Origin of the sequence: Salidesulfovibrio brasiliensis JCM 12178 (genome assembly GCF_001311825.1) — a bacterium.
Lineage (GTDB): Bacteria > Desulfobacterota > Desulfovibrionia > Desulfovibrionales > Desulfovibrionaceae > Pseudodesulfovibrio > Pseudodesulfovibrio brasiliensis.
In genome coordinates, this window is the sequence record NZ_BBCB01000036.1 from 20,269 (window position 1) to 27,671 (window position 7,403).

At 61.2% G+C, this 7,403-nt stretch carries 5 protein-coding genes; 2 read left to right on the forward strand and 3 right to left on the reverse strand.

Annotated elements, in window-relative coordinates; translation table 11 throughout:
- Positions 1-49: 49 nt before the first annotated feature.
- Genes JCM12178_RS10175 through JCM12178_RS10185 form a run of 3 tightly spaced genes read right to left on the reverse strand, consistent with a single transcriptional unit; the run spans position 50 to position 4,982 of the window.
- Entirely contained in the window at positions 50-892 is an 843-nt protein-coding gene (locus JCM12178_RS10175) for a glycosyltransferase (RefSeq protein ID WP_245628715.1), read from the reverse strand.
- A complete protein-coding gene (locus tag JCM12178_RS10180) occupies positions 880-1,401 on the reverse strand; it encodes a response regulator (protein ID WP_157054866.1) in 522 nt (173 codons plus the stop codon). Before JCM12178_RS10180 ends, JCM12178_RS10175 begins: the two co-directional genes overlap by 13 nt.
- A complete protein-coding gene (locus JCM12178_RS10185) occupies positions 1,344-4,982 on the reverse strand; it encodes a PAS domain S-box protein (protein ID WP_054651065.1) in 3,639 nt (1,212 codons plus the stop codon). The genes JCM12178_RS10180 and JCM12178_RS10185 overlap by 58 nt, the downstream gene beginning before the upstream one ends.
- Before the next feature lie 60 nt (positions 4,983-5,042).
- Between JCM12178_RS10185 and JCM12178_RS10195 the strand changes: the two genes are divergently transcribed.
- Together JCM12178_RS10195 and JCM12178_RS10200 are read left to right on the forward strand one after the other, a co-directional pair.
- Positions 5,043-5,852, forward strand: coding sequence for a substrate-binding periplasmic protein (locus JCM12178_RS10195; protein WP_500799074.1), 810 nt, complete (start codon positions 5,043-5,045; stop codon positions 5,850-5,852).
- A 145-nt stretch (positions 5,853-5,997) separates the two neighbouring features.
- Positions 5,998-7,167 (forward strand): pyridoxal phosphate-dependent aminotransferase, encoded by a 1,170-nt coding sequence (locus JCM12178_RS10200; protein ID WP_054651071.1) that lies wholly within the window; start codon positions 5,998-6,000, stop codon positions 7,165-7,167.
- Positions 7,168-7,403 lie beyond the last annotated feature (236 nt).

Sequence of the window (7,403 nt, forward strand, 5' to 3'; positions counted from 1 at the left end):
CCAAGCGAAACGAGAGGGTTGTCGCAATACTGGCGAAAACGGAAGGTCGCTATCGGGCACCTGTAGAATCCGCCAGCTTTTTCAACAGCTTTTCAACATGATCCTTCTCGGGGATGATGCCCCGGGGGAATTCGATGGCCCACGGCTCGCCCTCGATCACGCCCCGTGCCCAGTGTCGCACCGCAGCAGGAAAGAACGATCCGTTTTCCAATACGATAAGGGCCTTGGCGCGGGCGTCGTTTTCCCTTGCTCTGAAGGAATAATTCTCTCCATGCACCATGTGGACATACAACGGGTCGGCGATGTGGACAGCGCCGTATCCCAGCGCCGCGAACTGCACCCAGAGGTCCCAGTCCTCATAGTCGGTTTCGGCCCGGTAGCCTTCCGTGCACTCCCACGCGCTGCGGCGCATGACCGCAGTGGGGGACAGAATGTTCTGCGTGGCAAGCAGCGCGGGGTCGAAGTCCGGCAGCGCCACGGTTCTCGGGGTGTCGTTTTCCACCAGCGTGAAGTCGGTGTAGGCCAGCCCGGCGGACTCGTCGATGTCCAGCCCGGCAACGCACTGGGTCAGATAGCCCGGGGCAAGGACGTCGTCCGGGTCGAGGCAGAGCAGGAACTCGCCACGGGCCTCGGCGAGGCCCTTGTTGCGGACGTTGCCGGGGCGGCCGTCATGGGGCTCGGCAAGCACCTCGAAGCGGATCGGGGAAATGGCCTCAAAGTGGGCGGCCTGTTGCAGCGAGTCGTCGGTGCTGCCGTCGTCCACGAGGATGATTTCCACCACGTCCATGCCGAGGGTCTGGCAGCTCAGGCAGCGGGCCAGCCGCAGGAAATGGCGACCGTAGTTGTAGTTGGGGATGATGATGCTCAGTCGCGGCGGTTTCAGTCCGAACATTGATGCGCCTCGGGGAATAGGTTGAACAGGGTGCGTTCAATCTGCTCCACTTCGACGGGCTTTGCAATGTAGTCGTTCATGCCCGCCTCCAGAAAGAGGTCGCGCGCGCCGGGCAGGGCATGGGCGGTCATGGCGACGATGGGCGTGGCCGGATCAATGCCGTTGCCGCCCTCGCGGATGCGTTCGGTGGTCTCGATGCCGTCCATCTCCGGCATCTGCACGTCCATGAACACCCCGTCGAAATTCTTGGCAAAGAGTTTTTCCAGAGCTTCCTGCCCGTTGGAGGCGCCTTCGGTGATGTGTCCCAGCTTGCCGAGCAGCCGCATTATCATGATCCGGTTGACACGGTTGTCCTCAACCACCAGCAGGCGCAGGCTGCGCGTGGGGTGGTACTCGAGAACGCCGTCGGTTGCTTCGTTGAGCACGCACTCTTCGACCTTGAAGTCGAGCGTCATGTATACTGTGGTGCCTGCCCCGACCTCGCTCTCGATCGCGAGGCTTCCGCCCATGAGTCCCACCAGCCGCTTGACGATGCCCAGCCCGAGGCCCGTGCCTGATGGCGGCGGATGTAGGAACCGTCCACTTGCGTGAAAGGTTCGAATATCAGGCTCATCTTGTCGTCCGGGATGCCGATGCCGGTGTCGCTGACCATGAACAACAGCCGCACGGTGTTGCCGTGCCGCCAGGTGTCATGCACCGACACTCCCACCGCGCCGGATTCCGTGAACTTGAGGGCGTTGCCCATGAGGTTGAACATGATCTGCCGCAGGCGGCTCTTGCCCCCCACAACGTAGTCGGGGACGGTGTCCGAGATGTCAATACGCAGCTTGATGCCCCGCTGCTCCGCCTGACTGTGGAACGTGCCCAGCGAGTCGGAGAGGAAGGAGCGCATGTCAAAGCGTTCGGAAATGATCTCCATGCGTCCGGCTTCGATCTTGGTGAAATCCAGAATGTCGTTGATTATGGAGAGCAGGCTTCTTCCCGAGGAGAGCGCGGTCTGCGTGTAGTCTTTCTGTTCCTCGTTGAGTTCGGTGATCTGCAGGAGCTGGAGCATGCCGAGCACGCCGTTCAGGGGGGTGCGGATCTCGTGGCTCATGTTGGCGAGGAATTCGCTCTTGCTGTGGTTGGCGGCTTCGGCAAGCTCCTTGGCCTCGTAGAGGTCGTCTTCGCGTCGCTTGCGCACGATGGCCAGCGCGGTCTGTTCCGAGACCGCCAGCAGCAGGGCGGCATCGCGTGCTGTGTAGTGCTGCGGGTCCGTATAGTGCTGCACCGCCACCGCCCCGATGACTTCGCCTTCGATCTTGAGCGGCACGCCGAGCCACACCTGCGAGCTCGAACCGAGCATGTCTTCCGGGCTGACGTTTTGCTCTTTGATGAATTCGCTGCGGACCATCACCTCCGGGCCGTCCGGTCGGTTGGCCTCCTCCTGGAAAAGTCGCTTGGGCAAGGGCTTGCGGGTAACCAGAAGCGGTCGGCCTGTTCGCAGCACGCGGGCCGTGAAACTGCCGAGCATGTCGTCGCTCACGGGGTAGACCGCGCCGAGGAAGTCGTCGTTTTCGTCCTCAAAGTACACGAACCGGAATGATTGGCCTTCGTCTTCAAGCAGGGCGATGAAGAGGTTCTGGGCATCCATGTGCTCGTTGAGTTCGGCGTGGATGCGCCTGTACAGGGCGTCGAGGTTGTGCGCGTCGCTGACCGCGCTGGCGATGCGGTAGAGCAGCGCGGCAACGGTTTCGTTGTATCGGCGCTCGGTAACGTCCATGAAGGTCCAGATGATGCCCTTGGACATATCCTCCGGGGCGAGGGCCTTGGCCTGTACGCTGCACCAGAAGGCGGTGCCGTCAGGGCGCAGGAAGCGGGTCTCGGCAGTGTAGGAGCCGGTCTCGTTCAGGGAAACGTAAGCCTGCTCCCGGAAGTGGTCGAATTCCGACTCGGTGGGCAGAAACAGCGACGGCGTCCGGCCCATGAGCGCCTCGGGCGCATAGCCGAAAATGCTCGCACCCTTGGAGTTGATGCGCACGATGCGTCCGTTTCGGGTCATGCCAATGCCGATGTGGGAGTTCTGGTAGACCGCCTCGGTCTCGTCCAGCGCGGCACGCAGGCGGCGTTCGGCGTGCTTGCGAACGGTGATGTCGCGGATGATGGCGAAGTACCGCGCTCCGCTGTCCGAATCGCCCGGCATGGCGGAAATGGAAGTCTCGCTGATCAGCGGGCGGCCATCCACACCGGCAAAGGTCCATTCTCCCGACCATGCGCCGTCTTCGAGCAGCGAGGCCTCCACTCTGCGCAGGAACGATTCGTACGCCCGTCTGGATATGTGCAGCAGGGCTGACGAGCTGCCGGTGGATTCCTCTGCGGTGATGCCGAAAACCTTGCAGGCCGAAGGGTTGAGCCCGGCGATGCGGTGGTCCGGATCAAAGAGCACGATGGGATCGATGGAGTTGTCGAACAGGGTGCGAAACTGCTCCCGGCTTCGGTTCTCTTCAAGTCGTGCGGTCTCCGCGTCGGTAATGTCGCGGATGACCACCACGGAGTGGGTCACGTCGCCCTTGTCGTCGCGGAACGGGAAAAACTGCGTTTCATAGCAGCCGCCATGGGACGGTGGCAGGGACATCCAATCGCGGCTCAGGCCTTCGCTGCCCCGGAAGCAACGCTCCAGAAAACGATGGATGACCTCATCGTACGTTTCGCGACCCCAAACAGTCCACGCGGGCTTGCCGATGAGTCTGGCGCGGGCCCCTGCCAGACCACAGAGCGCATCATTGGCCGCCTCGATCATCCTATCGCGGTTGATGAGCAGCATGTAATCGTCCGAGGCGTTGACGATGGCCTCGAACTTTCTAAGCGTCTCCTCCAGCCGTTTGCGTTCGGTGATGTCCGTGAACGAGATGAAGACCGCGTCCCGTCCGTTTTCCTTGATGAGCGTAGCCGTGGAGAGCGCCCAGAACGGCTCGCCGTCATACGTCTTGAGCATGATTTCGCGGTCGCGGAAGCGTCCATCTTCGTTGAGCCGGGTGACGAGCGCATCACGAGCGCCCATGTCCGCGTAGAAGCGGTCAGTGGTCAATTCCTCGTCGAGCCCCTCGGGGATGCCGAAGATGTCGATGGCGGTCCGGTTGGCAAAGAGCACCTTGCGCGTCTCGGCGTCCACGATAACGGCGGGCAGGGGCGAGCCTTCCATGAGCTCCCGAAGGCGCTCCTCGCTTTGGCGAAGGCGCGTTTCCATCTGCTTGATCTCGGAAATGTCCGTGATGATGCCGACGATGCCCTTGGCGGCTCCGTGCATGTCTCGATACAAAGCCTTGCGGATGATGTGGATGGCTTCCGGATTGTCAGACGTCGGCAGATTCGCCTGATAGTCCTGTATGCCCCCGGTGTTTTTCAGCTCTTCGTCCATGTGGCTGAACGGACTCTCGGTCACAGGAAAGACGTCGTCCACGGTGAAGCCGATCACGTTCTCCCGCGACCTGCCGCACAGCGCAAGAAAGGCCTCGTTGCAGCCTATGTAGGCCCCCTCGAGGTCCTTGAAGAATATCGGGTTGGGCATGGCGTCGATGACGCTCTGAAGGAAGTCGAGCTGCTCGGTCAGCGCCTCCTGCGCCCTGACGCGCTCGGCCACCTCCTGCTTGAGGCGCGCGTTGGTCTTGGCCAGCTCGTGAGCTGCCTGTTCGCTTTTCTGCCTGAGGCGGTCCATTTCCTGTCGCCGCTGAATCAAAAAGCGGCTTCTGGCCAGCTGCTTGCTGATGACGTTCTCCAGCTCGCCGAGAAAGCTGTCGCTTTTGATGACGTAATCCCAGGCCCCGGCACGCATGATGCGCACGGCGTCCTGCGCGCGCTGCTCGCTGGAAAGCATGATGAACGGGGTCTCGGGGGCCTTGGGAATAAGGACTTCAAGCACACCCATTCCGTCGACCTTGGGCATGTGCAGGTCGACCAATACGGCCGCGTGCCTGTCCGGCGAGAACAGGTCGATACCTTGCGCACCGTTCTCGGCCTCGTCCACGGTATACCCGAGTGCCTCGAGCCGGGTCCTGACGAGAAGCCTGAGTCTCGGGTCGTCGTCTATGATAAGTAAGCTCAAATCCTGCATGCCTTGTACGCCTTAGTGCAATTTGTTACATTGTATCAGCCCATGAATCAATCGCGGCTTATGGGGAATGCGGTATTCTTTGTATCCGGTTTTCGAAGGAGAGGGGATGATAATCAGAGGGGTTGCGACGGTACTGTTGTGGTTGATTGCGGTTGTTGCGGTTTACGCCGGGCCGCTGGTTGTGCTGACGGATGCGGACTTTGCCCCGTATTCCATGAAACAGGGCGGCAAGCAGGTCGCATCGACGTGGAGGTTTTTCGCGAGGCCGCACGCCGGGCCGGGTTGAACTACAAGCTGGAACCCGTGCCTTGGGACGAGCTGGTGACACGTGTGAAAACCGGCAACTGCGATCTGGCCTTTTCCATGTTTCATACCTCAAAGCGGACCACCTACGCCTCGTTCATCACCGCTGCTCCCATGCACACGAGCGATTACGCGTTCTTCACCCTCGTCTCGCGCGGCATCAGCCGGGCCGGGGTGGAAGCGCTTGCGAACATGACCATCGGCAGGCCCGCAGGTTTTTCGGTGGGCAAGACCTTTGACGAGGCCGAGAAAGCCGGTCGACTCAAGACCGTGGGGTTCGCCTCGGACGCCAAGATGGTCGCCGCGCTGCTGCGGGGCAGGATCGATGCCTTTGTGGGACAGATCGACGTGGTGCAGTACACCCTTCGCCGCATGGGCATGCAGAGCACAGTGGTGCAGATTGAGCCGGTTCTCAAGCGCAACCGGCCTGCCTTCATCGTGGTGCCGCGTACCGTCACACGGCCCGAGCGCCTCAACATCGAGGCCCGCCTCGGCATGGCCCTCAAGTCCGTGCATCAGGACGGAACCTATCGGGAGATCGCCCGAAAATACCTGCTGCGTTTCTGAACACATGACCATGCCGGAAGCCTCCTGCCCGATAATCGCCAAAAACCCTGTGAAACCGGATTTACTGCGGCCGGGTTTTTCCATACAAGGGCGTGAGGTTGCAGGTCACATTGCGGTCAATTTCCAACTCTGGTGAGAGAATGCCATGCGTATTTCCGACAGACTTTCCCGGCTGAAACCCTCGGCGACCCTCGCCGTGAACACCAAGGCCCAGGAACTCAGGGCGCAAGGGCGAGAAATCGTCTCCCTCGCGGTGGGACAGCCCGATTTCGGCACCCCCAAACACGTTTCGGACGCGGCCAAGGCCGCCCTCGACGAAGGCTTCACCCGCTACACGCCCGTGCCGGGCATCCCCGAACTGCGTGAAGCCGTGGCCGCCTACTACGGCCGTTTCTACGGTGCCACAGCCAAAGCCGACAACGCCATCGTCTCCAACGGCGGCAAGCAGGTGCTCTACAACCTGCTCATGGCATTGGTGAACCCCGGCGACGAAGTGCTCGTTCCAGCCCCCTACTGGGTCAGCTACCCCGCCATGATCGAACTGGCCGAGGGCCGCTGCGTCACCGTGCCCACGGACGCAGAACACGATTTCCTCGTCACCGTGGAGCAACTGGAGGCCGCCCGCACCGACCGCACCCGCGTCCTGATCCTCAACTCGCCCTCAAACCCCACCGGCTGCTGCTACACACAGGACCAGCTCGACCAAATCGCCCAGTGGGCTCTCAAACACGATGTCTTCATCATCTCAGACGAAGTGTACGACAGACTGGTTTACGCACCGGCCAAACCCGCAACCCTCGCCAAGTTTTGGGAAACGCACCCCGAAAGCTGCGCGCTCGTCGGTGCCCTCTCCAAAAGCTTCTGCATGACCGGCTGGCGCATCGGTTGGGCCCTTGCTGCAGACGATCTGGTCAAGGCCATGGGCAAGATTCAGGGCCAGTCTACTTCCAACGTGTCCTCCTTCTCCCAAAAAGCCGCCACCGTGGCCCTGAACGGCAGCTGGGACATCGTGGACGAAATGAAAGTGGCCTTCCTGCGCCGCAGAGACATCGCTCACGAGATCATCACCTCATGGGGCGCAGTCTGCCCCAAGCCCGACGGCGCATTCTACCTCTTCCCCGTACTGGACAGATTCTACACGGACGACGCACCGGACTCCGCCACCATGTGCACCAAAATCCTCGAACAAGCGGGCGTGGCACTCGTCCCCGGATCCGCGTTCGGCGATGACCGCTGCATCCGGTTCTCCTACGCCGTGGATGACGACACCCTGCGCTCGGCACTCGAAGCCGTCGGCAACGTGCTCATGAAATGATCGTTCATCCAAGATAGCTACAATAAAGGCCTCCGGCGGCCCTCCGGGGGCCTAAGAACCTTTTTGGCAAAAAGGTTCTGCTCTGCTGTCCTCATTCGTAAGGCTCGATGACTCGCCAACGACTAAGGCTAGGAATCTCCAAAAACTCTTGGTTGGGCGTTGCCCGCGCTGGTGGTCAACTGTCCGGGCTAGGCATTGGTCGGATTCGGCGTAGGTTAGGTTATTAACAGCCTTTT

Bases quoted from the DNA above. Each gene is read 5' to 3' on its own strand.
- JCM12178_RS10200 (WP_054651071.1), top strand. From the start codon at position 5,998: ATGCGTATTTCCGACAGACTTTCCCGGCTGAAACCCTCGGCGACCCTC.
- JCM12178_RS10175 (WP_245628715.1), bottom strand. From the start codon at position 892: ATGTTCGGACTGAAACCGCCGCGACTGAGCATCATCATCCCCAACTAC.
- JCM12178_RS10180 (WP_157054866.1), bottom strand. From the start codon at position 1,401: ATGGGCGGAAGCCTCGCGATCGAGAGCGAGGTCGGGGCAGGCACCACA.
- JCM12178_RS10195 (WP_500799074.1), top strand. From the start codon at position 5,043: ATGGGGAATGCGGTATTCTTTGTATCCGGTTTTCGAAGGAGAGGGGAT.
- JCM12178_RS10185 (WP_054651065.1), bottom strand. From the start codon at position 4,982: ATGCAGGATTTGAGCTTACTTATCATAGACGACGACCCGAGACTCAGG.